The organism is Morganella sp. BCCO 40_0007 (assembly GCF_032989665.1).
Classification (GTDB): domain Bacteria; phylum Pseudomonadota; class Gammaproteobacteria; order Enterobacterales; family Enterobacteriaceae; genus Morganella; species Morganella sibonii.
Window position 1 is genome coordinate 49,628 of the sequence record NZ_JAVBIN010000002.1, and the last position, 24,332, is coordinate 73,959.

Consider the following 24,332-nt stretch of genomic DNA (forward strand, 5'->3'; position numbering starts at 1 on the left):
TGTTTGTCTGTTAAAATAAATAAATCCCGGCGACAGGATACGGACTTCTGCCCGCAGAAGAAAGTCCCGCACACCGGCAACTATTTTTGATGAAGATCCTGTCCAAGCCGTTTATAATCAGCGGTCCAAACAGAGGTATATAATGACTGCAACTACTTTTTCTGAACTCGAACTGAACGATGAACTGCTCCGTGCACTGGATGCCAAGGGCTATGAGCGCCCGACCGTCATCCAGGAAGCCACTATTCCGGCCGCTCTGGATAATCGTGATATTCTGGGTTCAGCCCCGACCGGCACCGGCAAAACTGCCGCTTATCTGCTGCCGGCCATTCAGCACCTGTCCGACTTCCCGCGTAAAAAATCCGGGCCGCCGCGCGTGCTTATCCTGACCCCGACCCGCGAACTGGCCATGCAGGTGGCTGATCAGGCCAGAGAATTCTGTCAGTTCACCCATCACGATGTTGCCACTATCACCGGCGGTGTGGCCTATATGAACCACGCCGAAGTGTTCAGTGAGAACCAGGACATCGTTGTCGCCACCACCGGGCGTCTGCTGCAATATATAAAAGAAGAAAACTTTGACTGCCGTGCGGTTGAGATCCTGATCCTCGACGAAGCTGACCGCATGCTGGACATGGGCTTTGCCAACGATATCGAAACCATCGCCGGTGAAACCCGCTGGCGGACGCAAACTATGCTGTTCTCCGCCACACTCGAAGGACAGGCCATCCGCGACTTCGCCAAACGGATTCTCAAAGAGCCTGTTGAGATCGAAGCCGATCCGTCACGCCGTGAACGGAAGAAAATCCAGCAATTCTATCTGCGTGCCGATGACCTGGAGCACAAAAAAGCGCTGCTGGCGCATCTGCTGAAACAGCCTGATGTCACCAAAACCGTGGTATTTGTCCGTAAACGTGAGCGCGTGCGCGAACTGTCTGACTGGCTGCGCACACAGGATATCGTTTCCTGCTATCTCGAAGGCGAAATGGTACAGGCGAAACGCAATGAAGCCATCAGCCGTATGACCGACGGCCGTGCCACTGTGCTTATCGCAACCGATGTGGCCTCCCGCGGGATCGACATCGAAGATATCAGCCATGTCTTTAACTTTGATCTGCCGCGCACTGCGGATGTCTACCTGCACCGTATCGGACGTACCGCCCGTGCCGGACGCAAAGGGGTGGCCATTTCACTTGTCGAATCCCATGACCAGCCGCTGCTCGGCAAAATTATCCGCTATATTGAAGAACCGATCAAAATGCGGGTAATCGATGAGTTACGGCCGAAAACCCGTGCGCCATCGGAGAAAGCGACGCACAAGCCGTCGAAGAAAGTACTCGCCAAGCGCAAAGAGCAAAAAGCCGCTGAGACTGAGAAGAAGAAAAAAACCAAAATCCGCCACCGCGTCAGTAAAAATATCGGAAAACGACGCAAGCCAGGCGCAGAACACGCGGAACAGACTCCTGCGGCCGGCGAACCACAGGAATAAACGGAACTCCTTCTCTCTGATAAAAGAAAACGGACTGTCACAGTCCGTTTTTTTATGCTTACTCCCGGGTCTCATCCATCTGTTCCATCGCAGTAACCACCTGCGACAGGGTGTGTGCTTTCACACCGAGAACCAGCTTCTGCAATGCGGAATGTGCATGCTGCGGCGGATAATAATCCAGCGCTATCCGCTGCCCGAGCGCCTGCGGAAGATCAAGCCCATCCTGAATATGAGTGAGCCAGTCATGCTCCAGCACATAATGGCGGATAAGTTCATCCCCGCGCTCCCGCGCGGTCAGCAGAGACACCCCCTCTTCCGCCAGCGTATTCTCCGCCAGTCCCGCCGCATTAAAGATAACCGCCGGTTGCTGAAGCACCACGGCACAAAATGAGGCCAGCCCGCCCCCGAGAGAGTGCCCGACAAATAACCACGGACACACCGACTGCGACAACAGATGTGCCGCCAGCGATACCGCCTCCTGATATTGTCTTGCCGGTAATCCGCGGCCCTGGCGGATGTTAGTCATCATATCTGACATATCATTACTGCCCGCAAACGCCAGAATACCGGTATTGCGGTAATGATAAATCATACTTTGCAGACCGGACGGGCTGCTTAACTGATCTTCCGTCAGCGAGAGAGAGGCCAGTGTCTGAGTATCAGAACGGCAGACTTCGCCGAGATCACGCTGACCGGGCCGGTAACTGTCAGAGCACAGCCGCGCCAGTGTAATATCATCGGGGAAACCATCCTGCCGGTGTCCGGCGGATGCAGACAGCAATAAATCTGCTGCGGTGACCTGCTGCCGCTGCAAAAGCGCCTGACAATGCGGCGTGGATGAGAAAGCCAGTAACTGCGAAAAATAGTGTTCGATCAACATAAGTACGCCTCCGTGGACACTGAAGGCTTCACTTAACGCTATTATCTGACCAGCAACAATATCATTTTTTATCAGTAAGTTACCGGCATCCCTATCCGTCAGACATAAAAAAACCACGCCGGAGCGTGGTTTTCGGAACAAGGACTGTTGCCGGGACGATTACAGGCTGGCAGTAAAAGTACGGGCAATAACGTCGCGCTGCTGTTCAGGAGTCAGTGAGTTGAAACGCACTGCATAACCGGAAACACGGATAGTTAACTGCGGATATTTTTCCGGATGGTTAACAGCATCTTCCAGAGTTTCACGACGCAGAACGTTCACGTTCAGGTGCTGACCACCTTCAACACGGACGGTAGGCTGAACCTGTAAATTCACTTCACGGTACTCGAAAGGACCTAATGCGGAACGGGAAACAACATCACCGTCTGCATATTGTTCTTTTGCACAGATGCAGCGTACTTCGTCTTTGCTGTCATCCAGCAGCCAGAAAGAGTTAACCAGTGCAGCGTTGTCAGATTTAGTAATTTGAATACCAGTAACCATGATGACCTCCGGGTGATTCGTTATCAATTTATTGATTGCCATTTAACTTGGAACATTGGTCTAACCAATGTCTCTGTATCTTATATACCAAGAATACAGGGTCGATTCTTTGATATATATCAATAAAAATCATATCAATTTTTAGCCACTCCGATAAAAGCCTGTTTTAAATCAAAATTTCATTTTTGCTGTTTTCAGGTTTTTTTGTAAAAAATCAGTCATTTTCTCCCTGCCGCCGCTGTTATCAGAACCGGGCCCGCAAAAAAATTCCTTCCTGTTTCCTAACAGCGGATAAGTCAGGTAAGCTGACGGCAACTCTTGTAATAAATGAAGGATAACGACACGATGTCTGCATCTCTGACCTGGCATGATGTCATCGGCCATGAAAAAACCCAGCCCTATTTCATTGAAACTCTTCGTGCTGTTGCCCACGAACGAGAAATTGGTAAGACCATTTACCCACCACAAAAAGATGTCTTCAATGCATTCCGCTATACTGAGCTGTCTGATGTACGGGTGGTGATTCTGGGACAGGATCCGTACCACGGACCAAATCAGGCACACGGCCTCTCTTTCTCTGTCCTGCCGGGCATTCAGCCGCCGCCGTCGCTCGTCAATATGTATAAGGAACTGGAAGCAGACATACCCGGATTTACACGGCCGGACCACGGCTGTCTCGTCAGCTGGGCGCAACAGGGGGTGTTACTGCTGAATACCGTGCTGACTGTTGAACGCGGCCAGGCGCACTCCCATGCCAAACTTGGCTGGGAAACTTTTACCGATAATGTGATTGCAGCCGTGAACACCCACTGCGACGGTGTGATTTTCCTGCTCTGGGGCGCACATGCCCAGCGGAAAGGTCAGTACATTGATCAGCAAAAGCATGTGATACTGAAAGCACCGCATCCGTCCCCGCTGTCTGCTCACCGCGGCTTCCTGGGCTGCCGTCACTTTTCAAAAACCAATGCGATACTGACAGAGCGCGGGCAGTCTCCTGTCGACTGGCAGCCGGTGATCCCGGCAGAACTTCAGCCCGGCGCATAATACGGTACAAAATGCAGGTACAAAAATGCCGCCCTTGCGGCGGCATGTGATTACTGACAAAACAGGATAAAAATCCTTATTTGGAGACCATCACCATTGCCGGACGTAACAGACGGCCGTTTAAGGTGTAGCCTTTCTGCATCACAGTCACCACATGATTGGATTCATGATCAGCAGCATCCACCATACTGATGGCCTGGTGCACATCCGGGTTGAATGGCACTTTTGTCTCTTCAACCACTTCAATACCAAATTTTTTCACCGCATCCAGGAAGGATTTCAGTGTCAGTTCCAGCCCTTCCAGCATATTTTTCTGTGCTTCATCTTCCGGATTAACCGCACTCAGTGCGCGCTCCAGGTTATCAATCACAGGTAATAATTCATTAGAAAAACGTTCTAATGCAAACTTATGGGCTTTTTCAACATCCTGTTCCATACGGCGGCGGTTGTTTTCAATCTCCGCTTTGGCGCGCAGCATGGCTTCACGTTCCGTTTTACGGGACTCTTCCAGTTCATGCTCCAGCTCCGCGATACGGATCTGTGCCGCTGCGGCGGCATCCGCCTGCTCCGCTTCCGGCTGTTCCGCCGCTGTGTTCAGGGTCTCCGCTGCATCTGCAACAGGCTCTTCGTGCGTTTTTTGTTCGTGACTACTCATAAAATCTCCGCGTATTTCGCAATAATCCTGATTCTTGTTTATTATGGGGATCAAACTCAGAGATTCAAGGGATTGGCGATTAAGTGAGGCTAAAACGCACATGCTGACGGACAATACCGTAAAAAATAAATCGTTCCGCTGTATCGGAATTGTCGGCCATCCGCGCCATCCTGAAGCGCTGGCAACACACGAACAACTTTATCACTGGTTGCTGAAAAAGGGCCTGCGCGTGATTGTGGAAAGTGATGTTGCCGCCGAAATGCGGCTGACCGATGCAGTCACCGGCACTCTGCCGGATATCGGGCAGCAGGCCGATCTGGTCATTGTAATCGGCGGCGACGGCAATATGCTGGGGGCCGCCCGTGTCCTCTCCCGCTATGGTGCGGATGTGATCGGCGTGAACCGGGGTAATCTCGGTTTCCTGACCGATCTCGCACCGGACAATGCGCTTCAGCAGCTTGATCGCGTACTCACTGGAGAATATCACGTCGAAAAACGGTTTCTGCTGGATGCCGGAGTGCTCAGCCCCAACGGCAAACTGCGCCGCAGCACCGCGCTCAACGAAGTGGTACTGCACCCGGGAAAAGTCGCCCATATGATAGATTTTGAAGTCTATATTGATGAGCGCTTTGCATTCTCCCAGCGTTCCGACGGCCTGATCATCACCACACCGACCGGCTCCACCGCCTACTCACTTTCAGCAGGCGGACCGATTCTGACACCGAATCTGGATGCTATCGCCCTTGTGCCGATGTTCCCGCACACCCTCTCCTCTCGGCCGCTGGTGATCAGCAGCCACAGTACCATTACCCTGAAATTCCCGCAGACCAATATTGATTATGAGGTCAGCTGTGACAGCCAGATAGCCTTGCCGATACAGGAAGGGGATGTGGTCAGAATCAAACGCAGCAGTAAAACGCTCGATCTCATACACCCGGTTGACTATAACTATTTCAATACGTTAAGCACAAAACTCGGCTGGTCTAAAAAAATGTTCTGATTTTTTTCATTCCGCCTCTTTACCGGATGCAAATCCTGATTATACTGTATGTAAAAACAGGCATGTGTATATCCACAGGAGAGGCGGCATGTTAACCCAGCTCACCATCAGTCAGTTTGCCATTGTCCGCGAGTTAGAAATCGACTTCCGCGCCGGTATGTCTGCTATTACCGGCGAAACCGGTGCCGGTAAATCCATTGCGATTGATGCACTGGGCTTATGTCTCGGTAACCGTGCCGATGCCAATATGGTGCGCCCCGGCGCCAACCGCGCTGATATCTGCGCCCGCTTCTCCCTGAAAGATACTCCGGCTGCCCGCCTCTGGCTGGAAGAACATCAGCTGGACGATAATCAGGAGTGCCTGTTACGCCGCACCATTAACAGCGATGGCCGCTCACGGGGTTTTATCAACGGTACTGCCGTACCGCTGTCGCAACTGCGTGAACTCGGCACACGGCTGATCCAGATCCACGGTCAGCATGCCCATCAGCATCTGCTGGACAGCAGCCACCAGAAAATCCTGCTGGATACTTATGCCAATCAGGGCTTACTGCTCGGTGAAATGAAAAAAGCCTGGCAGCAGTGGCACAATGCCTGCCAGGCACTGGCGCTCTGTCAGCAACAGGCGCTGGAGCGGGAAGCCCGTCAGCAACTGGTTGATTACCATCTGAAAGAACTCGGTGAATTTGAACCCCGTGAAGGAGAATATCCGGAAATTGATGCCGAATATAAGCGCCTTGCAAACTCAGGTCAGTTCCTGAGTCTGAGCCAGAGCACATTAAACATTCTCAGTGAAAATGATGAGAACAACATTATCAGTATGCTCAATCATGCCCGCCATGAGCTCAGCGAACTGATTTCACTGGATGAAAGCCTGTCTCCGTTACTGACCATGCTGGAAGACGCCGCTATTCAGGTGGATGAAGCCAGCAATGAACTGCGTCACTACAGTAACCGGGTGGATCTGGACCCGAACCGGCTCTATGAACTGGAACAACGCATCTCCCGTTACATCAGTCTCAGCCGCAAACATCACACCACGCCGGAAGAGTTATATATCCTGTATGCTCAGTTGCAGGAAGAGCAGCAAATGCAGCAGGAAAGTGAACAGCACAGTGAAGAACTGAGCCGCGAAGCGGAACAATATTATCAGCAGGCACTGACGATCGCACAGCAACTGCACATGGTCAGAGAACACTATGCCGCAGAACTGAGTGAACTTATCACACAAAGCATGCACCATTTATCCATGCCGCACGGCCGTTTTACCGCAGATGTCATTTTTACTCCGGAACAGCTGAGTATGGACGGTGCCAGCAAAGTTGAATTTAACGTCACCACCAACCCGGGACAGCCTCATCAGGCACTGGCAAAAGTGGCCTCCGGCGGGGAATTATCCCGTATTGCACTGGCAATTCAGGTGATCACCGCGAAAAAAACCGATACACCGGCGCTGATTTTCGATGAAGTCGACGTGGGGATCAGCGGTCCGACTGCCGCCATCGTAGGAAAACTGCTGCGTGAACTGGGTGAATCCACTCAGGTTATGTGTGTGACTCACCTGCCGCAGGTTGCGGGCTGCGGACATCAGCACTATTTTGTCAGCAAACACACCAACGGCACGGAAACCGAAACCGCCATGCAACTGCTGGATAAAAAAGCGCGGGTACAGGAACTGGCCCGGTTACTTGCCGGTACTTCAGTTACCAAAAATACCCTCGCCAGCGCAAAAGAATTGCTGGCAGCATGACAAACAAGCTGATTTCATCTAACTTTTATGCGATCCTGCGGTCATAGAAAAATGTAAAGGTTTTCAATTTGATTATTGTCGATTATCATCGTCACAAAGAATCCTAAAGGAATGAAATCACCATGCGTTGTAAATTGCTGATTGCCGCAACGACATCTTTGTTGCTGTTAACTGCCGGATGTTCCACCCTAGAGCGTGTTGTTTACCGCCCGGATATCAACCAGGGTAACTACCTGACACCGGCAGATGTGGCGAAGATCCAGAAAGGGATGACCCAACAGCAAGTCGCCTACACACTCGGTACCCCGATGTTGCGTGACCCGTTCGGAACACAGACCTGGTACTATGTCTTCCGCCGTGAGCCGGGCCATGAGCCGGTTAAACAGGAAACCCTGACGCTGGTCTTTGACTCTGCCGGTACACTGAGTCAAATCACGAACACCAATTACAAACCGGACGGCGGTGACGAAACAGCAAGTGAAATCGCCAGCGAGACTGTCACTGACTGATTGTCAGCAGTCGCGCTGAAACAACGTGTGGTAAGTAACAAAAAACCCGCCGGGACACATCGTGGATCTGCGGGTTTTGTTTATTTCAGCTATCCCGGTTTACTGTTGTATCATCCCCTGCGGCACACAACCCATTCATTGAATTTATAACGAATAATTATTCATAACCATGATTTATCACTCTCCGCAATTATCCGTATCCGACCCTGATATTTATAATGATACTCAAACATTACTTTGCTTATATTTCCGTAAATTAGCGGCAAATAGCGTGTCATTCAGGATAGCCACATTAAAAAAATGGATATAAATCATTAGTATAATTAACTTTTCAGAAATATCTCACTGACCGATAGTATCGTGCTAGTATTCACGATTATTTCATTTTCACGCATGTTTAATAAGTAAGGTTAATGGCATGTCTAATCGCTTAAAGCTACAGGACGGAAAAACGCTGACTCTTGCATCTTTGGGTGGTGCGCTGGAATTTTACGACTTTATCGTATTTCTCACCTTCGCTCCCTTTTTGCAGACACTTTTCTTTCCGAGTGACTCACCGCTGCTTTCGAGCATCATGACCTATCTGACCTACGCGGTCGCTTATTTTGTCCGCCCGCTCAGCGGCGTGGTAATGGCTCACTTCGGCGACCTGATCGGCCGCAAAAAAATGTTTATGCTCTCCCTATTCCTGATGGCTATCCCGACTCTGCTGATCGGCCTGCTGCCGACCTATGAGCAGATTGGCTATGCCGCACCGGTATTACTGCTGATTATGCGTCTGTTGCAGGGGATCGCATTAGGCGGGGAAGTTCCCAGCGCCCACGTCTTTGTCACCGAGCATGTCCCGCAAAACCGTCTCGGTCTGGCGAACAGTATGATTGCCAGCGGTCTGACATTCGGTGTGGTGATCGGCCACTTCGCGGCCTACCTGATTTACACCAACTTCAGCCATGATCAGATCTTAAGTTTCGCATGGCGCTATCCGTTTATCTGCGGTGGTGTTTTAGGTCTGATTGCCGTGTATTTACGGCGTTACCTGCGCGAAACGCCGGTATTCCTGGAAATGAAAAAGCGTAAAGAACTGATTGATATGCCAATCAAAGAGGTGCTGAAAAGCTATAAACCGGCAACCATGATCTCCATTCTTGCCACGTGGCTGCTGACCACCGGTGTGGTTCTGGTCGTTCTGGCGCCGAACCTGATGAAATCCGATATCTTTAAAATCGACCCGGAATTTGTCAGTAAAATCGCGATCCTCGCCACCGTGATGAATATGGTCGGCAGTATTATCGCAGGGATTGTGTCCGACAAACTCGGCATCCGCAAAACCGTGGTGATATACAGCATCCTGCTCGCCGCCACCAGCTACGCCTTCTTTAATTCCCTGGGCAGCGGTGACCACACCACTATCGGCTTCTTATATTCCCTGGCCGCCCTGTTCCTGGGTCTGGTTGCCTGTGTACCGATTATTATTATCAAGCTGTTCCCGGCCAATATCCGCTTAAGCGGCATCGGGTTCTCTTATAACATCGGTAATGCCCTGTTCGCCGGACTGACCACCTTCACCGTCCCGGTCATCGCCGAACACGTTAACCCGATGTTTATCGCTTATTATATTCTGTTCCTCTGCGCCCTCGGACTGTTCATCAGTTTCTGCCTCGGCAGAAAATCCATGAAGTTTTATGTCTGACAGCTATATCTGATAACAAAATGCAGCAATAAAAATACGGGGAATCTTCCCCGTTTTTTTATATCTCTGCATATCGTTTTACCGTCAAATTCTGAAATGTAACGATATACCCATCCCCTGTAGTACCACTTTTCATCTTAATTATTCTCTCAGATATAGTGTCTTGCCTTTCCCCAAAAAGAATGGAACGATAACTGTAAGTGAATATTCTCTCTGATTAAGGATAAACAGTGACACAATCACCGGCTGTTGCAGAAAATACCGCAGCGCTAATCGCATCCTGCTTATTAAAATATCGTCTTAAATCGGCAGTAGTAGATTATTCAGAAGGATCGATGTTTACACTCTTTCAGCTTGCACCTTCCCCCGGGATACGCAGTTCACAAATTTCCGCCCTCATTCCTGAATTATGCCGCTCTCTGAATGTAACCGAAATCCGGTTGATTGATTTTATCCCCGGAACACCGTATATAGGATTGCTTGTAAAAAATAAGTTCCGGAAAATCGTCTCCTTCAGCCACTGTTTCAATAAATGGAAAGAAAATATATCGCTGCCGCAACTTTCGGTGATGGCGGGAGAAAATATAACCGGAGAGCCTGTCAGTCTGGATTTAACACAATTACCGCACCTGTTGATCGCCGGAACAACCGGTTCGGGCAAATCCATGCTGATGCATTCCCTGATACTGAGTCTGCTGTACCGGACATCTCCTGCGAATGTCCGGCTGGTACTCTGTGATGCTCACCACCCTGAACTCAGTCTTTACCATGATACACCGCATTTACTTTTTCCTGTTCTGTCTGACAGCACTAAAATAACCGAAGCTCTGCATTTTCTGACCACAGAAGCAGAAATACGACGCAAACACTTCTCTGCAATAAATGCCCCTGACCTCCGGCGTTATAATGAAAAAGTCGCACTGGCAGAATCATTCGGAAGACCCATTCCGGATCCATTTGCGCGGCCGGAAGACTATACGACTGAACATCCCTGTTTGGGCCATAAACCCGCCATTGTGATTTGTATCGAAAATGCCGTTCAGTTGATTAATGATCACAGCAATATTGAAGATTTAATATTGCCTCTGCTGCAACAGGGAGGAATGACCGGTATTCATTTATTGCTCACAACACGCAGTCCGCTGCCGACAAAAATAAACCAGCAACTTAAATTTTATATCCCTGCCCGCATTGCAATGACAGTGACTTCCAAAGCAGACTCTCATTTTATTATCGGGCAATATGGCGCTGAAATATTATCCGGAAATGGTGATATGTTGCTTATCACCGCTGATTCCGCAGAGCCTCAGCGCATTCAGGGAGCGCATATCAGCGACAGTGATATACATAATGCCGTTGATTACTGCAAAAAATGGGGGAATGTCAGTTATATTAATACCGGAAGGACAGTTGTACCGGGCGATGATGATTTAGATCCCCTGTTTGACCTCGCTGTTCAGTTTGTCGCGGAAAAACAACAGATTTCGATATCTGCCATTCAGCGGGAATTCCGCATTGGTTACAATCGTGCAGCCAGAATCGTTGAGGAAATGGAAGAGTCGGGAATCCTCAGCGAACCATTTTCAAATGGATAGGCGAGAGGTTTTAGTTCCGGGGATTTTGTGATTATATCATTTTTCAAACAGGATAATGTGAGCTTGTGATATGAATAAAAATCTTTATCACTTGATTGTTGAGTTTCAAAATAATGTCCGGGCTGCTTTAAAGCTCATGTATCGGTCAGGCATTAAAATGCCGTCAAGTCGCTGTGAATGGATTCAATATAGTATACCTGATTCTGGTGAGTTAGATGGTGGCATTAAATATTATAAACATGGCGCCGGATGCCTCGTAAAACTAAATTCAGGGCATATAGATTTTGATTTTGGGGAGCGGGGAGAAGCAGGCGGTTTTAATTCCTGGTGGTTAACCTGCTTTGCGGGAAAAAATATAGCAGCTTACGGTTTCATAAATTATGATGATATTGCTGAGCATCTGAACAAAGCGTTAAGTGACGGAGAACTGATTTGCCCGGATCATGATCTTTGCTATATTGCTAACGTTCCATATACCTACGCTACAGACATAGACTGCAGAGAGCCGGGGGATATGCTTCCATGCCGTAATCACGACCGCATACTCACACTTCAGGTTCATTACTTCGAAACAGCTGAACTCATGTTTAAAAATTACAATAAACTCAATCAGAAAATGAAAAAAAAGGTCCATCTGAGCCAGCAGGAAAAATCTGATACAAGAATTTATCTTTCTGCATGGTTAGGTTTTTTAGGTGTAGTCTGCGAGGGGTTTCGAAAATTAAATATACGAGTCTTACTTGATAATAATCGCCCTTCCAGCTTTAAAAATTTATTACCAATTTCGGATAGCATCGGAAAGTTGATGAAAGAAAACTCGGATCCACTCCGTATATTCAGAAATAATATTTTCCATCTCAGGGAAGATACTAAATTTGCTTACCATTTTTTTAATCCGGAAGTTGAACGTCTTTCATGGGCATGTGAGTTACATTTTCTGCTTACAAAATTTTTCTCTCAGTACAGAGTCTGTTGTGAAGTACATTATGTATTTAATGGGCGAAAAGGTGAAAGCGATTTGATAAAGAAAAAAGCAATGCGCCGTAAAAAAAACACCTCTGAAAATTGACAGTTTATACCAATGAATTACACTATTTACTTTACCTTAAACCTTATTCTCCTTTCGTTTTAATCAAAATTCCATTATATGTACACACATTATAGTATTTTTTCTCCGGCAATAAATGACTGTTCAGTGATAGCTGTTTTACTAAGTACCTGTCAGATACCATTTTTGGTGTATCTTCTAAAGCCATATAGAGATAAGATAAATAAAAATTATTGTATCGTAAGGTTATAACGTGATGTGGACAGTATATATATCAGATAAACCTCATTCGAAAATTAATTTTCCGATTGGTATGAATCAAGGCGTTTGGGGAGTAAAGGAGGTAAAGAAAGGTACTGTTCAGAATATAAAAAAAAATGATCTGGTTGCCTTTGTCTACTCTATTTCCTGGCTAAAAGCAGAGGGAGCCGCCCCTTCAGGCTTCTCCCGTGTGGGTAAAGAACAGCTGCAAAATTTCCGCGGATTGGTGAAAAAAATCATAATTGGTCAGGTAACAAGAGCCTATTATACTGCTTTTACGAAAGTTTGGCCTGACGATGAGATTTATCCGCATCGCTTCGACTTCAAAATTATTCAGGATTATGGTGAAGATATCTACTTTGGTACAGAGTTTTTCAATGAAGCATTCGTTGAAGCTGTACGTTATTCTGCCTGTACACAGGGTTCGGTTACTCAGGCTGACACGATAACACTATTGGCAGACATTAACCGTGATGTGGATGAGCAAGCTGATGAAACGTCATCTGCTGTCGTCTCCGGTTATGAAGGTAAGCCCATCATGAGGTTACACCAGTCACGGGAAAGAGATCCCAAAATCATTAAGCAGAAGAAAGAACAAGTACTTAAGGAAACAGGTAAACTTAAGTGTGAAATCTGCTCAATGGATTTTGAAGAAACATACGGAATCCTCGGCCACGGTTTTGCTGAATGTCATCACAAAAGCCCCCTGGCTCTTCGGGACAAAAACGAAGAAACAGATCTTTGTGATCTGGCAATTGTCTGTCCGAATTGCCATCGGATGCTTCACAGAAAACGTCCATGGCTGACACTTGATGATCTGAAGGCAATTTATGAAAATCAAAAGTCTTGAAGACCTGCAAAAGAGACTGGCTGACTTTGCCGGGGCCAGAAACTGGGATCAATTCCATTCACCAAAGAATCTTTCAATAGCTTTATCTGTTGAAGCCAGCGAATTACTCGAAATATTCCAGTGGCTGACTGAGGAAGAGAGTAAGAATCTCAACTCTGAACAGTTAACAGAGACCGAACAAGAAGTAGCTGATGTTTTGTTATACCTCCTGCAACTTTCGGATAAATTAAACATCAACATCCTCGAAGCTGCTTATAAAAAACTCGAAGCTAACGATAAAAAATACCCTGCTGAAGCCTGTTTTGGTTCTGCAAAGAAGTACACTAAACTTTAGCACCTGAAACCGGGCTTCAGCACAACGCAACTGTGGTGCTGGCTGGTATTGAATATTCTTCTGAAAGTGCCGGGGCTATTCCCCTGACAAAAATCGCTTAGCGATGATAATTTTTAAGGTACAGCTGTATTTTGACACTAAAACTCCCGATAACCGGTTACCGGCTATCAGGGGTCACTTCATTCACGGCGTTTTTTATTGGAAGCGGAGCTAAATTGCTCCGCTTTGCAGCCTTTAACTAAAATCAAAATGCAGGCGCAATTTTTTACAATGCAAACAGCGGAATAAATATCCCTGAGCATCGCTATCCTTATGTAACAGCCCGGATAACTCTTCAACAGAAAAACCATATTCCTGAATATCATCTTCCAGAGAAACAAATTCATCCAGCCGGTCTTTTATATCATCCCAGCAAACATACCCGATAAATTCGCAGGGTTCATTACAGTGTGCCAACCACACTTCCTGCTGCCATCCGCGGTAACCGGGTGTACGCTTAACCAATTCATCCAGCATTTCATCCGGATACGGGTTGATGGTATGTGAAAATTCACCATCGTCATCATATTCACAGTCAATTCCTTCCACGCTGGCGCTATCCTGGAATTCACCCTCAAATTTCAGGCTGGCAGAACCATCCGCAATACACCACGGGCACAAAGCATCAATATCAGCGACAGAATAAAACGGGCTTTCATAATAAATATCAGTAGCTTGCTGACAGCAATCACACTTAACTGTTTTATCTTCTGAAAAAGCACCGGTTCCAAGCGGATCGGGATGATATTTAAAAACAGGTAATTTTCGGTTATTTGGTGTCATGGGGAATCCTGTTCAGAAGGAAATGAAACCATTGTAATCATTCCGGAGGCCATCCGCCATTGTCCACTTCCCCTTATCTGAAACAGCCCTGATCAGAACCAACACAGCAAGCTAAAGAATAAAGTGACCAAATAATATGTAGTGGACGATAAGTGGACATCAGAAAAGACAAAGGGGCTACGCTTTCGCGTAACCCCTTGTTTTATTTGGTGGAGCTGGCGGGAGTTGAACCCGCGTCCGAAATTTCTACACCTTCGGTACTACATGCTTAGTCTGGTCTTTACATTCGCTTGCCAGCTGCGGACAGACACGCCACTAACAAACTAGCCCGATTCGTTTTAATGCTTTCTCCCCGGGCAGGAAGTCCACACGATCTCTTTTGGGTTTGACCTCTCTTGATCCCCGTCCTAAGAGCGGAGGCTAGGGAGAGAGGGCTCTGAGCAGGTTATTAAGCTGCTAAAGCGTAGTTTTCGTCGTTTGCGACTATTTTTTTGCGGCTTTTATCGTGGCCAACCGCCCCACGGCATGCACCTTGGGTTTCGCAAATCCCGTCGAATCCAGAATCAGCCCCAAGTTGTGAGAAGCAGTATATCAGAAAATCAGTACGGAATACCAGTACTTAACGCCCTGCGTGCTTCATAATTCTTGCTTTGTCTAATTTCCACTCACGTTCGCGGATATCATCGCGTTTGTCGTGTTCTTTCTTACCTTTGGCAATGCCGATTTTGACTTTACACCAGGCGTTTTTCCAGTACAGCGACAGTGCAACCACGGTGTGTCCGTCACGGTTAATTTTGCCGTACAGACTGTCCAGTTCACGCTGGTTGAGCAGCAGCTTGCGTGTCCGGGTCGGGTCGCAGACAACGTGGGATGATGCCACGCTGAGCGGTGTGAAGTTGGCACCAAACAGGAAAGCTTCACCGTCACGGAGGATGACGTAGCTGTCCCCCAGGTTGGCTTTACCTGCGCGTAATGATTTGACTTCCCAGCCCTGCAGCGCCAGACCGGCCTCTATCTCTTCTTCGATAAAGTAGTCGTGGCGGGCGCGTTTGTTCAGCGCGATGGTGGCAGAGCCTGGTTTGTGAGCTTTTTTCTTTGTCATAATGTTCACTATTATACGTTATGCACACCCGAAATAAATTGCTTATTTATCCGTCGCACAGTAAATGCTGATATTTTAAGCGCCGTTACGGGTTTTCTGTCCCTGTACGCTGTTTTTAACATGTCAGCGGGATTTGGCAAGTGCTTTTTGTGACAAACATCTTTGTTGTCATTAAGATACATTCTGTCATCAGCACACGCCGTATTGTGCATTTATCTCCGCGCCGGAGCACAGTATAATAGGATTTGACAGGCGGCGATAATTTCCGCCGTTTCGTGATTTTTGACCGCAGGATATGTTATGCCGCAAATTAGCCGCTCCGCACTGGTTCCGTTCAGTGTGGAACAGATGTACAACCTCGTGAATGATGTCCGTGCGTATCCGGAGTTTTTACCCGGTTGCGTGGGAAGCCGTATTATCAGCCACGATCAGGATGAAATGACCGCGTCCGTGGATGTGTCCAAAGCCGGTATCAGTAAAACCTTTGTGACCCGTAATCAGCTGACCAGTAATGAGCATATCCGTATGCAGTTAGTGGAAGGTCCGTTCCGTAAACTGATGGGCGGCTGGTCGTTTATTCCGCTGAGCCGGGATGCATGCAAAGTTGAGCTGAATCTGGATTTTGAATTCACCAATAAACTGGTTGAACTGGCTTTCGGCCGTATATTTAAAGAGCTGGCCGGTAATATGGTGATGGCATTTACCAAACGGGCAAAAGAGGTTTACCGTGTCTGATATTTCCGCTGAAGTCTGTTATGCCCTGCCGGATAAACAATTTCTGATCCCGGTAAAAATACATGAAGGTGCCACCGTGGAGGCCGTTATTCTTGCCTCCGGTATTTTGTCGTTACGGGATGATGTGGATTTAACAAAGAATAAAGTCGGGATTTTCAGCCGCCCGGCGAAACTGACCGATATTGTCAGTGATGGTGATCGCGTGGAAATATACCGTCCGCTGATCGCTGACCCGAAAGAAATGCGCCGCAAACGGGCAGAAGACGCCAGCCGCAAAAAGAAAGAAGGCTGATTGCATACCTCCCGGGTAAATCACGCCGGGAGGCAATACAAATACCCGCTGCCCCTATATCAGTCAAAACGGATAATATATTCCGCAGTTCCTGAGAACGGCCCCGGCTCAACCCGATCTTTCAGCTTATAAATATAGGCCGTGACTGACGCATTTAACTGTTTTTGCATATCGCCGAGATACGCCCTGTTTTTCGCAGTAATTTGTTCCTCACCATAATAAAGTACAAACCCGATAGCCGGATTCGTTGAGGCGATAACTGATTTATCTGCCTGTGCAAAACGGGTTGTCTCACTTAATATAATCGAAACACTTTTGGCTGTTTTTTCATTACTGCAACTGACTGAAAGCGTATTATCAGAGCGGATACCTGTTCTGCCTGGTTCTGCCGGAAAATCAGAAATCTCCAGGTCACGGAAATCATAGGCTATCTGCGGAGTATCAATAACACATGTTTCAACGGTATCGATATTGGCGGATAATTTCAGTCTCGCTATCGTTTCATGCCCGCTATTTTTTATCAACCCGACTTGTGATGAAGATAATCTCAGTGGTTCAGGATTATCTGTTGCCGCATAGATGGAAATGGTGGCACGGGGAATGTACATAATACCGTTCCGGTTTTCCGCAGAAAAAGCCACACCCTGTGATGAATAAGGCTGAACGCCGTCAAGACGGACAGAATAGGCATAGTCCTTATTAAGATAATATGCAGGTACACCGTTGATCATTCTGAAAAACTCAGGTAGTGAATCACTGTTCAGCTGAGTTGCCACCAGCCGTAATTCCTCATACGCGCTGTTATTGCAGGTGGAAATATTATCTACCTGTAATGTATCAGTAGCCAGCAATGCACCTGCGCTGATTTTGCCTTCGATACGCGCCAGCAGGTGTGATTCTGCTGTTTTGAATACGGCAGTGGTGTTACCGCAATCTGCTGAAGCCGGTATTGAAAGCATAAGTAATACCAGCATCAGCCATCTATTTTGATTATTCCCTATCATCATAACCTCACTTAATGCTATTTACCGGCAGTATCTGCCGGTATTGTCATATTCCGGTCAGCGGCAAACTGTATCGAAAATATAAAATCCATTTACTTTTCGTTTTCCGTCAATATCATAAGAAAAACTGCATTGATACTGATTCTTATCTCCCCAGGTAACCCGGATATCATTTTTATCTTTTGCACCAGTGAGATAAAGCCGTCCATAGTTACTGACATAACTGCGCTCATTGTCATTTTCATTTTCATTTTCATTTTCATTTTCTGAATAAGCACCAAACGGAATCAGCTGACCATCTTCGTCCCGCAGTGTGACCAGAATTTTTGTTCCGAGTGTCGTTTTATAATCAATTAAAACAATTGCGCCACGGGTCGGATATATTTCTTTTATTGTTGCTTCAATTTCAGCATTTTCCGGCAAGGTCAGGTTATCAAGACGGATAATGTTATTACGGTAGGGAATAAGATTAGAGACGACAGCCAGGCCCGAGCTGTCTGTTGCTACACCGGGACTGTTAATAATATGGACACCTTCTGCACCCGGTGTATATATTAATCCGTTAGTATTACCCAGCGGCCGTGATAATACGACGCCGTACCCGCTCATAATAAGAGAGCCGCTCAGGCCATAAGAAACCTGCTGATTGTCTTTCTTATAAGAATAACCGGCATTCACATCGCCATAACGCCCTTTATACCTACTGTGCACGCTGCCGTAATTACCGTTCCCTTTATTCCCATACCCCTGCTGAACGTTCCATGAGAGATTTTTTTCATCCAGAATGACACCGCCGATTCCTGCGTAATTATCAAAGTTCCCGTCTTTGTTATACGATGCTCCATAAGTTACCCACTGGTCTTTAAAGCGGCCATGCAATGGAATACTGATATTTACAGAAATAACATGGTCATTATTACGTTCTGTTTCAAATATATCTGTTGCATAACGTTTTCTGTTGAGTGAATTCTTATAATATGCGTAGTTAACATTCAGAGATATATCATCAAATATATTCGAATAACCAACATTATAGGATTCCGTACTTTTTTCTTCATTATTATAATATGTATTATAGGTCTGATGGGATACTGTCGCATTCAGTGTACCAAAATCATCCGGTAAATCCTGAGTCACTGTCAGTTCAAATTGTCCTTTACGCATCAGATATGCCGACGTATCGGCCTGACCGCTGTAATAATCAAACATATCTGTCATGGTGAGATAATCACCACTCATATAACGATATCCGGCGAAACTAATATTTGTGCCTGTGCTTTCCAATGATTTTGAATAGCGAAAACGAAATGCTCTGCCATCCATATTGTCAATAAAATCCGGACGTGCTCTGGTGAACATAATATCCGCAGCTACCGCACCAATAACCGGAATATTCATCCCAAGACCGGCATCATAGGCCTGATAACGGGATGCTGTCTGCACACCACCGAAAACCGTAGTATTGTCGGTTAATCCGTAAAATACATCTGTCTGCATGAATTTTGTTTTATCACCCGTCCCCTCCGAATTCCTGTAATGATTCATTCTGTACTCACCAGCAGTGATACTGTATTTATAGCGACTTTTACGCTGCATGAAATTCAGAGATGAAAAAGGAACAACGGAACGGAACTCACTGCCATCAACACCTTTACGGACAACATACAAATTCTCTCCGCTGTTCAGCGGAATAACATCTGTTAACTCATAAGGCCCTGCGGGAACATTAGTCCGGTAAATAACATACCCGTTCTGATATACTTCAATCGTGGAATCTATTGTTGCCACACCGGTGATAGTCGGTGAATATATACTGGCATATTGCGGATACATCTGATCATCAGACCATAGTTTTATTCCACGGAATGCTACGTTATTAAAAATATCTGAATCAGAAAAATTATCACCAACCAGAACGTTACTTTTTATTGCTCGCAATGGACGTTCAATATAATTCAGCTGACTTTCCCATTTTTGATAGCCATTTGTATTTTTATTCCAGGTACTGTTGTTACGGTAGCGCCAGCTGCCGATATTTATTCCGGAACGCAAACTCAGATAAAGAGAATCATCTGAACTGTGGTTTTTACTATCCTCCATATGCAGACCGGAAAAACTGTAATCAGTGAAAACTGAAGGAATGCCGTCATTCCATAGTAACTCCTGCCTGATATCCAGCGCTTTCTGATCAAAAGCCACCTGTGGCATACTGAGATATAAACGGCCAATATTCCCTTTAAATTCAGCATCAGCTCCCGGAATCCCGCTCAAATTAACACAATCCCCGGACTTGTCTAATAATGAATAATATTCCGGTTTTATTCCGTAGTCGGCTAATTGAACATCTGAAAAGCAAGGCTGTAGTTTATTTGTATTTTTATCAAGATTTAGCAGAATTTCCTGCGTATTGACATATTTTTCATTCAAATAGACATCAACCCGGTAAGTTCCGGGTATAAAAGATGATTTTTCAAATGCAGATAAATCGACATTAAGCGCCTCACCCGACGGGCTGGTCAGGAAATCCGGATCAAAGTAGTCGTCAGCTTTTGCAATGTTAACACCAAACAACACAACAATCAGAATTGAACTGTAAGACAACGTTCTTTCTGATGATTTCATAATAATATCTCCATGAAAATCCCTATCATGAAAAGAAAATTTATTTAAAAATCACAATTCAGCCTGAAACAGATTTAATTTTCCCAAATCATCAATTAATGTATACCCTACCCTGGATGGCTTCTTTTTATTCCCTACAGAAACCAACACTGAAGACTCAGGCTCTATATAACTTGGTGGTTTTAAAATCACATCATTAACTTTGACTTCACTAATATTAATGAAGTATTTTGTCGGATTTTTAAATTCTATATTACCATCAACATACCGGACGGAAACTCTTTTAAACACTTCCACTGGTTCAGAGAAAGATAATGATTTCGGTCTGTAAATAACTTTAATTCTATTATTAACGGCAAATGTCAATTTATTTGTATCTATATCTTTATCCGTTGAAGGAATAAATTTTACATTCAGCCAATACAGCGATTCCCGATCTTCCGGCAAATCACCAACCATCACAACCCGGAGGCTGCTCGATGTATTACTTTCCAGTTTAAATAATGGCGGTGTTATTGCAAACTTATCAGTTTCTTTATCATTTTCATCCAAAACCCAGCTTTGAATAAGATAGTTTATTTTATCTCTGTTATGGGCACTTACACTACCTTCATTTTTTCCGTCGCTGATAACTATACGCGTCGAACCCAGAGATATATCAGCAAAACTGTTATTAATAAATATACATGAAAAGATAAGTATAACTATTTTAATTGATTTAATCATAACTCCGCCTAAAGATAATTAACAGGGCAGAATTATCTGCCCTGCAATAGATATATCTGTTAGTTATAGGTAATAGTATAATCTACCGTTGCATTAATGCGACCTGCTGTCACTACATCTGCAAGACTGACCAGGTACGGCTGAAACTCAAAAGTGGCTTCACGGTTGGCAATTGCTTTACCGGTAACTGTACCATCTACCTGACGATAGGTATTGGTATCTGAATCAACTAACACGATACCCAGACCTTTGGCACTGTTTGCCGTGTCTTTTAATTTAATTATATCGTTACCGTCACGTTCATTCGCTGTCAACGCCAGATTTGCTGTATTACCATCACATTCTGTCAGTGAAAGAATTACTTTTTCATCACTTTTAACCATTGTATACATAGCAGGGAATTCACCGGTTTCGTGAACACCCATGTCAATATAAATATTCTTGGCGCCATTATTAACTGTACATGTAGGCGCCTTCACTGAGCCGGTAAAGAAAATTTTACCGGTATTGTCAGCAAATGATGAAGCACTGAATAACAGGGCAATAGCAGTTGGTAAAACAGCATACTTAATTTTCATAATATTTCCTTTTATAGAAATTAACAGTAATAATTTACAACTCCATTTTTAATTTCGGCTATCAGCCGTAAACTAATCATTAACTGTGTATACTAAAATATTGGCACTCCAAATTTTCCATCTGAAAAAATTAAATTAAAACCTATTATTTTTACGTATTTCGTTCTTAATTAAGATTCCTGCTATAAATCTTCGCATGCAGAAAGAATATATTTTTTAACAAACTCTGCACACTGCGCAAACACTATAATTTATATTTTTCGTCAGTCCAGAATAATTTAATGCGTATCGTATTCATACTTCACAATTGCATTAATATTAAATAAATTTAATGAATGTATGTTTTAATAACTAAAAACCCAATTATTGATAAATATCATGCTTAATCCTTACATTAATGATACTACTAATAAAATACTCTTATCTGATGAGCAATCAAACAATAACCCATTGATTTAAAATGAAAACAAAATACCGACAAATAACGAAAACCAAGTAAATATCTTTAGACGAAAATTGACAAACAGCATAAATGCATAATATTGAAATAATAATCAGGAAGAGTAACCCAGAGTTAAATTAAATTGACTTCATTTAATTTTACTTTATCCGCATAATAACTGCACAGGATTTTTTATACGTGAGGAATTCAGACAGGAATATTATAAAATACTGACCAACCATCTCTATTATTGAGATTTTTCTCATCTGTAAAAGGAATCAAAACCGCACCCGAATTACGTAATAAATAAGTAATTTTACACTGTGGCACGGCCTTACTGTTATTTTTCATCCTTTTTTATTTTAAAGAATGAAAATAATTTTATTCATATTTATATCAATAAATAGCAGAGAACCCACTCTACTCAGGAATAATAATCTTTCAGATTGTTCAGTCCCTGTTTTTCCTGAGAGAATGCAATACTGATATCCTGTTCCTCTCTGGTAATTGTCAGAACCCACAGGCTGTCAAAATCATCGCGGGCCCAGACAGGCATGTATGAATAATCTCCGCCGGTTTGCTTCAGAATATCCCTTACCACCTTCACCAGATTGTCATGTTCCCAGACCACAAACACCGTATGCCGGTGATGTGTTTTATCCAGCAATGCATCGCGCAGTGCTTTGGTTTCTTTGGCGTGAAATTCCAGATGAACCGGCAGAGATAAACGGATGGCCACCGGTGTGATGGTCTGAAGAGAACGCAGAGAGTTACCAAGCTTACTTTGTTTCGGTGCCGCGGCGTACAGCGCATCTGCCCTGCCGTAACGGGAAATAAGAAGATCCGCCAGAGCCAGTGCGCGGTTTAATCCTTTGCCGGTTAACTGGCCGCTGTCATTATCCGGTTTTTCGCCGTGACGCAGAAAAACCAGTGTCTGTACTGAATGAGTCATCCGGCTGATACCTGATTTGCGGAACACAGATTTAAGAAACCGATTGTCCATGACAATCCCTTTTGTTTCCGGAAAGATTCAGTGTAATCGCCCGCCGGCGGTTAGCCTACTTTTTTGCGTAAATTTTTACTTTTCAGAGAAACCGTACTTTCCGTCTTATGTCAGTATGTTACCCCGCCTGTTTTACCGCCGTCTTTCATTCTCAGTCAGTTTGATCCGTGAAAAAGAAAATAACAGGGAAAAACACGGTGACTTCATTTTCGCTTTCCCGCTCAGGCTTTTTATCACGTTGACGGATACACTGTATCGGTGCCATTAATAAGGAAATACAATCGTATTACACAAGGGATATTATTTATGCGTCAAATCACCATCCGTTTAGCCGAGCCGTCGGATGCCGCAGTACTGTTTGATATGCATCAGGATTTTACAGCGTATGCCAATACCTTACAGATGCCGTATACCTCACGGAAATTCTGGGAACAACGAATGAGTCAGAGTGATCAGTCCGCGACCCGTTTGGTGGCGGTTATTGACAGTGCCGTAGCCGGGCTGCTGGTCATTAATCAGAACAGCAATCCCCGCCGCCGCCATGTGGTGAGTTTTGGTATTACGGTAGATAAAAGCTACCGGCGCCAGGGAGTCGGCAGTGCATTAATGCAGGCGATGATTGATTATTGCGATAACTGGCTGGGTATCCGCCGTATTGAATTAGAGGTATTTGCCAATAATCCTGACGGTCTGTCTTTGTATGAAAAATTCGGTTTTCAGCGCGAAGGCATTGCCCGTGATTATGCATTCCGCGACGGACGTTATGTGGATGCGGTCCTGATGAGCAGGATAAACAATCAGCCCAAATAACCGGGTAACCCGGAAAAATTAAAACGGAAATACGTTATGGAACAAAAATGGGTTTGTATTCAGTGCGGGGAAAAAGAGATACCGCAGTACGCGGAATATTGTGATGAGTGCGCGGAAAAACGGATGTCGCGGATCGGCGGCTGGCTGTGGCTGCCGTTAATTACCCTCTTTTTATCACTGGGTGCAGGTGGTTACTCGCTGAGTGAGTGGTATGATTTATATCAGCAAAATGCGGGGTTTATTCCTGACCGCGTATTGCAGGTCATGTATATTAATATTGCTTTTACCATACTGACCATGCTGCTGATACTGACAACGCTGTATTATTTCTTCAGGCTCTCCCGTTATCTGCCGAAGCTGTTTATTGCCTTTATTCTTTTTGCTATCGCCTCGGAAGCCATTCAGGAAATAGTGCTGGTTAATCTGCTGGATGTTAATGTGGACTTCACTCTCTATTATCCGCTGATAAGATTGGTCATTTACGCTATCATCTGGATCTCGTATTTCCTGGTATCTGAGCGGGTCAAAAGAACCTTTATTCATTAAAT

Annotated in this window: 24 protein-coding genes, 1 other RNA gene and 1 pseudogene; 15 read left to right on the forward strand and 11 right to left on the reverse strand. The window is 45.3% G+C overall.

Annotation, left to right across the window (positions count from 1 at the left end):
• The first annotated feature begins 142 nt into the window (after positions 1-142).
• Positions 143-1,489: an ATP-dependent RNA helicase SrmB gene (gene srmB / locus R5268_RS02260; RefSeq protein WP_317418759.1), complete on the forward strand. Its 1,347-nt coding sequence runs from the start codon at positions 143-145 to the stop codon at positions 1,487-1,489.
• A 58-nt stretch (positions 1,490-1,547) separates the two neighbouring features.
• On the opposite strand, the gene R5268_RS02265 is transcribed toward srmB, so the two are convergent.
• Positions 1,548-2,369, reverse strand: coding sequence for a hypothetical protein (locus R5268_RS02265; protein WP_107678451.1), 822 nt, complete (start codon positions 2,367-2,369; stop codon positions 1,548-1,550).
• A gap of 159 nt (positions 2,370-2,528) precedes the next feature.
• Complete coding sequence (grcA, locus tag R5268_RS02270) at positions 2,529-2,912, reverse strand: autonomous glycyl radical cofactor GrcA (protein WP_046892575.1); 384 nt, start codon at positions 2,910-2,912, stop codon at positions 2,529-2,531.
• 345 nt (positions 2,913-3,257) lie between these two features.
• Between grcA and ung the strand changes: the two genes are divergently transcribed.
• Positions 3,258-3,956, forward strand: coding sequence for a uracil-DNA glycosylase (gene ung / locus R5268_RS02275; RefSeq protein WP_166707403.1), 699 nt, complete (start codon positions 3,258-3,260; stop codon positions 3,954-3,956).
• 76 nt (positions 3,957-4,032) lie between these two features.
• Here the strand turns inward: ung and grpE are convergent, their stop codons facing one another.
• Positions 4,033-4,611, reverse strand: coding sequence for a nucleotide exchange factor GrpE (gene grpE, locus R5268_RS02280; RefSeq protein ID WP_107678325.1), 579 nt, complete (start codon positions 4,609-4,611; stop codon positions 4,033-4,035).
• A gap of 100 nt (positions 4,612-4,711) precedes the next feature.
• Between grpE and nadK the strand changes: the two genes are divergently transcribed.
• The 9 genes and pseudogenes from nadK (at position 4,712) to R5268_RS02320 (ending at position 13,648) form a co-directional block, all read left to right on the forward strand.
• The gene (nadK, locus tag R5268_RS02285; protein WP_046892578.1) at positions 4,712-5,611 is read left to right on the forward strand and encodes an NAD(+) kinase; all 900 of its coding nucleotides are present in this window, start codon (positions 4,712-4,714) and stop codon (positions 5,609-5,611) included.
• A gap of 88 nt (positions 5,612-5,699) precedes the next feature.
• Positions 5,700-7,361, forward strand: a complete 1,662-nt coding sequence (gene recN, locus R5268_RS02290) for a DNA repair protein RecN (RefSeq protein WP_218455333.1) — start codon at positions 5,700-5,702, stop codon at positions 7,359-7,361.
• Positions 7,362-7,483: 122 nt separating this feature from the next.
• Positions 7,484-7,870 (forward strand): outer membrane protein assembly factor BamE, encoded by a 387-nt coding sequence (gene bamE / locus R5268_RS02295; RefSeq protein ID WP_004241898.1) that lies wholly within the window; start codon positions 7,484-7,486, stop codon positions 7,868-7,870.
• Between the two features lie 418 nt (positions 7,871-8,288).
• Positions 8,289-9,560, forward strand: a complete 1,272-nt coding sequence (locus R5268_RS02300; protein WP_182104964.1) for an MFS transporter — start codon at positions 8,289-8,291, stop codon at positions 9,558-9,560.
• 230 nt (positions 9,561-9,790) lie between these two features.
• Positions 9,791-10,033 (forward strand): annotated as a pseudogene (locus R5268_RS19420) (DNA translocase FtsK); the annotation flags it as partial.
• 3 nt (positions 10,034-10,036) lie between these two features.
• Complete coding sequence (locus R5268_RS02305; protein WP_317418758.1) at positions 10,037-11,155, forward strand: FtsK/SpoIIIE domain-containing protein; 1,119 nt, start codon at positions 10,037-10,039, stop codon at positions 11,153-11,155.
• A gap of 70 nt (positions 11,156-11,225) precedes the next feature.
• Positions 11,226-12,224 carry a DUF6896 domain-containing protein gene (locus tag R5268_RS02310; RefSeq protein ID WP_317418757.1) on the forward strand — a complete coding sequence of 333 codons (999 nt, stop codon included), beginning with the start codon at positions 11,226-11,228 and terminating at the stop codon, positions 12,222-12,224.
• 235 nt (positions 12,225-12,459) lie between these two features.
• Positions 12,460-13,314, forward strand: a complete 855-nt coding sequence (locus tag R5268_RS02315) for an HNH endonuclease (protein ID WP_247715656.1) — start codon at positions 12,460-12,462, stop codon at positions 13,312-13,314.
• Positions 13,295-13,648, forward strand: a complete 354-nt coding sequence (locus R5268_RS02320) for a nucleotide pyrophosphohydrolase (RefSeq protein ID WP_317418756.1) — start codon at positions 13,295-13,297, stop codon at positions 13,646-13,648. Before R5268_RS02315 ends, R5268_RS02320 begins: the two co-directional genes overlap by 20 nt.
• 234 nt (positions 13,649-13,882) lie before the next feature.
• Here R5268_RS02320 and cbrC read toward each other — a convergent pair whose 3' ends face one another.
• The 3 genes from cbrC to smpB all read right to left on the reverse strand — a co-directional run bounded on the left by cbrC (position 13,883) and on the right by smpB (position 15,572).
• Complete coding sequence (gene cbrC, locus R5268_RS02325) at positions 13,883-14,470, reverse strand: PF03691 family colicin E2 tolerance protein CbrC (RefSeq protein WP_317418755.1); 588 nt, start codon at positions 14,468-14,470, stop codon at positions 13,883-13,885.
• 207 nt (positions 14,471-14,677) lie between these two features.
• Positions 14,678-15,041, reverse strand: a transfer-messenger RNA (tmRNA) gene (gene ssrA, locus R5268_RS02330).
• A 48-nt stretch (positions 15,042-15,089) separates the two neighbouring features.
• Positions 15,090-15,572 (reverse strand): SsrA-binding protein SmpB, encoded by a 483-nt coding sequence (gene smpB / locus R5268_RS02335; protein ID WP_025153347.1) that lies wholly within the window; start codon positions 15,570-15,572, stop codon positions 15,090-15,092.
• Positions 15,573-15,872: 300 nt separating this feature from the next.
• On the opposite strand from smpB, the gene R5268_RS02340 reads away from it, so the two are divergent.
• On the forward strand, positions 15,873-16,307 hold the full coding sequence (locus tag R5268_RS02340) for a type II toxin-antitoxin system RatA family toxin (protein WP_166707396.1): 435 nt from the start codon (positions 15,873-15,875) through the stop codon (positions 16,305-16,307).
• Positions 16,300-16,599, forward strand: coding sequence for an RnfH family protein (locus tag R5268_RS02345; RefSeq protein WP_054426206.1), 300 nt, complete (start codon positions 16,300-16,302; stop codon positions 16,597-16,599). Before R5268_RS02340 ends, R5268_RS02345 begins: the two co-directional genes overlap by 8 nt.
• A 59-nt stretch (positions 16,600-16,658) precedes the next feature.
• Here the strand turns inward: R5268_RS02345 and R5268_RS02350 are convergent, their stop codons facing one another.
• The 5 genes from R5268_RS02350 to R5268_RS02370 form a co-directional block, all read right to left on the reverse strand.
• Positions 16,659-17,558 carry a fimbrial protein gene (locus tag R5268_RS02350; RefSeq protein WP_317418754.1) on the reverse strand — a complete coding sequence of 300 codons (900 nt, stop codon included), beginning with the start codon at positions 17,556-17,558 and terminating at the stop codon, positions 16,659-16,661.
• Between the two features lie 102 nt (positions 17,559-17,660).
• The gene (locus tag R5268_RS02355) at positions 17,661-20,225 is read right to left on the reverse strand and encodes a fimbria/pilus outer membrane usher protein (protein ID WP_317418753.1); all 2,565 of its coding nucleotides are present in this window, start codon (positions 20,223-20,225) and stop codon (positions 17,661-17,663) included.
• Between the two features lie 51 nt (positions 20,226-20,276).
• The gene (locus tag R5268_RS02360) at positions 20,277-20,951 is read right to left on the reverse strand and encodes a molecular chaperone (RefSeq protein ID WP_218455326.1); all 675 of its coding nucleotides are present in this window, start codon (positions 20,949-20,951) and stop codon (positions 20,277-20,279) included.
• 59 nt (positions 20,952-21,010) lie between these two features.
• Entirely contained in the window at positions 21,011-21,529 is a 519-nt protein-coding gene (locus tag R5268_RS02365; protein ID WP_107678309.1) for a fimbrial protein, read from the reverse strand.
• An 866-nt stretch (positions 21,530-22,395) separates the two neighbouring features.
• Positions 22,396-22,923, reverse strand: coding sequence for a histidine phosphatase family protein (locus tag R5268_RS02370; protein WP_317418752.1), 528 nt, complete (start codon positions 22,921-22,923; stop codon positions 22,396-22,398).
• A gap of 357 nt (positions 22,924-23,280) precedes the next feature.
• Between R5268_RS02370 and R5268_RS02375 the strand changes: the two genes are divergently transcribed.
• Entirely contained in the window at positions 23,281-23,784 is a 504-nt protein-coding gene (locus tag R5268_RS02375) for a GNAT family N-acetyltransferase (RefSeq protein ID WP_107678450.1), read from the forward strand.
• A 36-nt stretch (positions 23,785-23,820) separates the two neighbouring features.
• Positions 23,821-24,330, forward strand: coding sequence for a DUF2569 domain-containing protein (locus tag R5268_RS02380; RefSeq protein WP_107678307.1), 510 nt, complete (start codon positions 23,821-23,823; stop codon positions 24,328-24,330).
• Positions 24,331-24,332 lie beyond the last annotated feature (2 nt).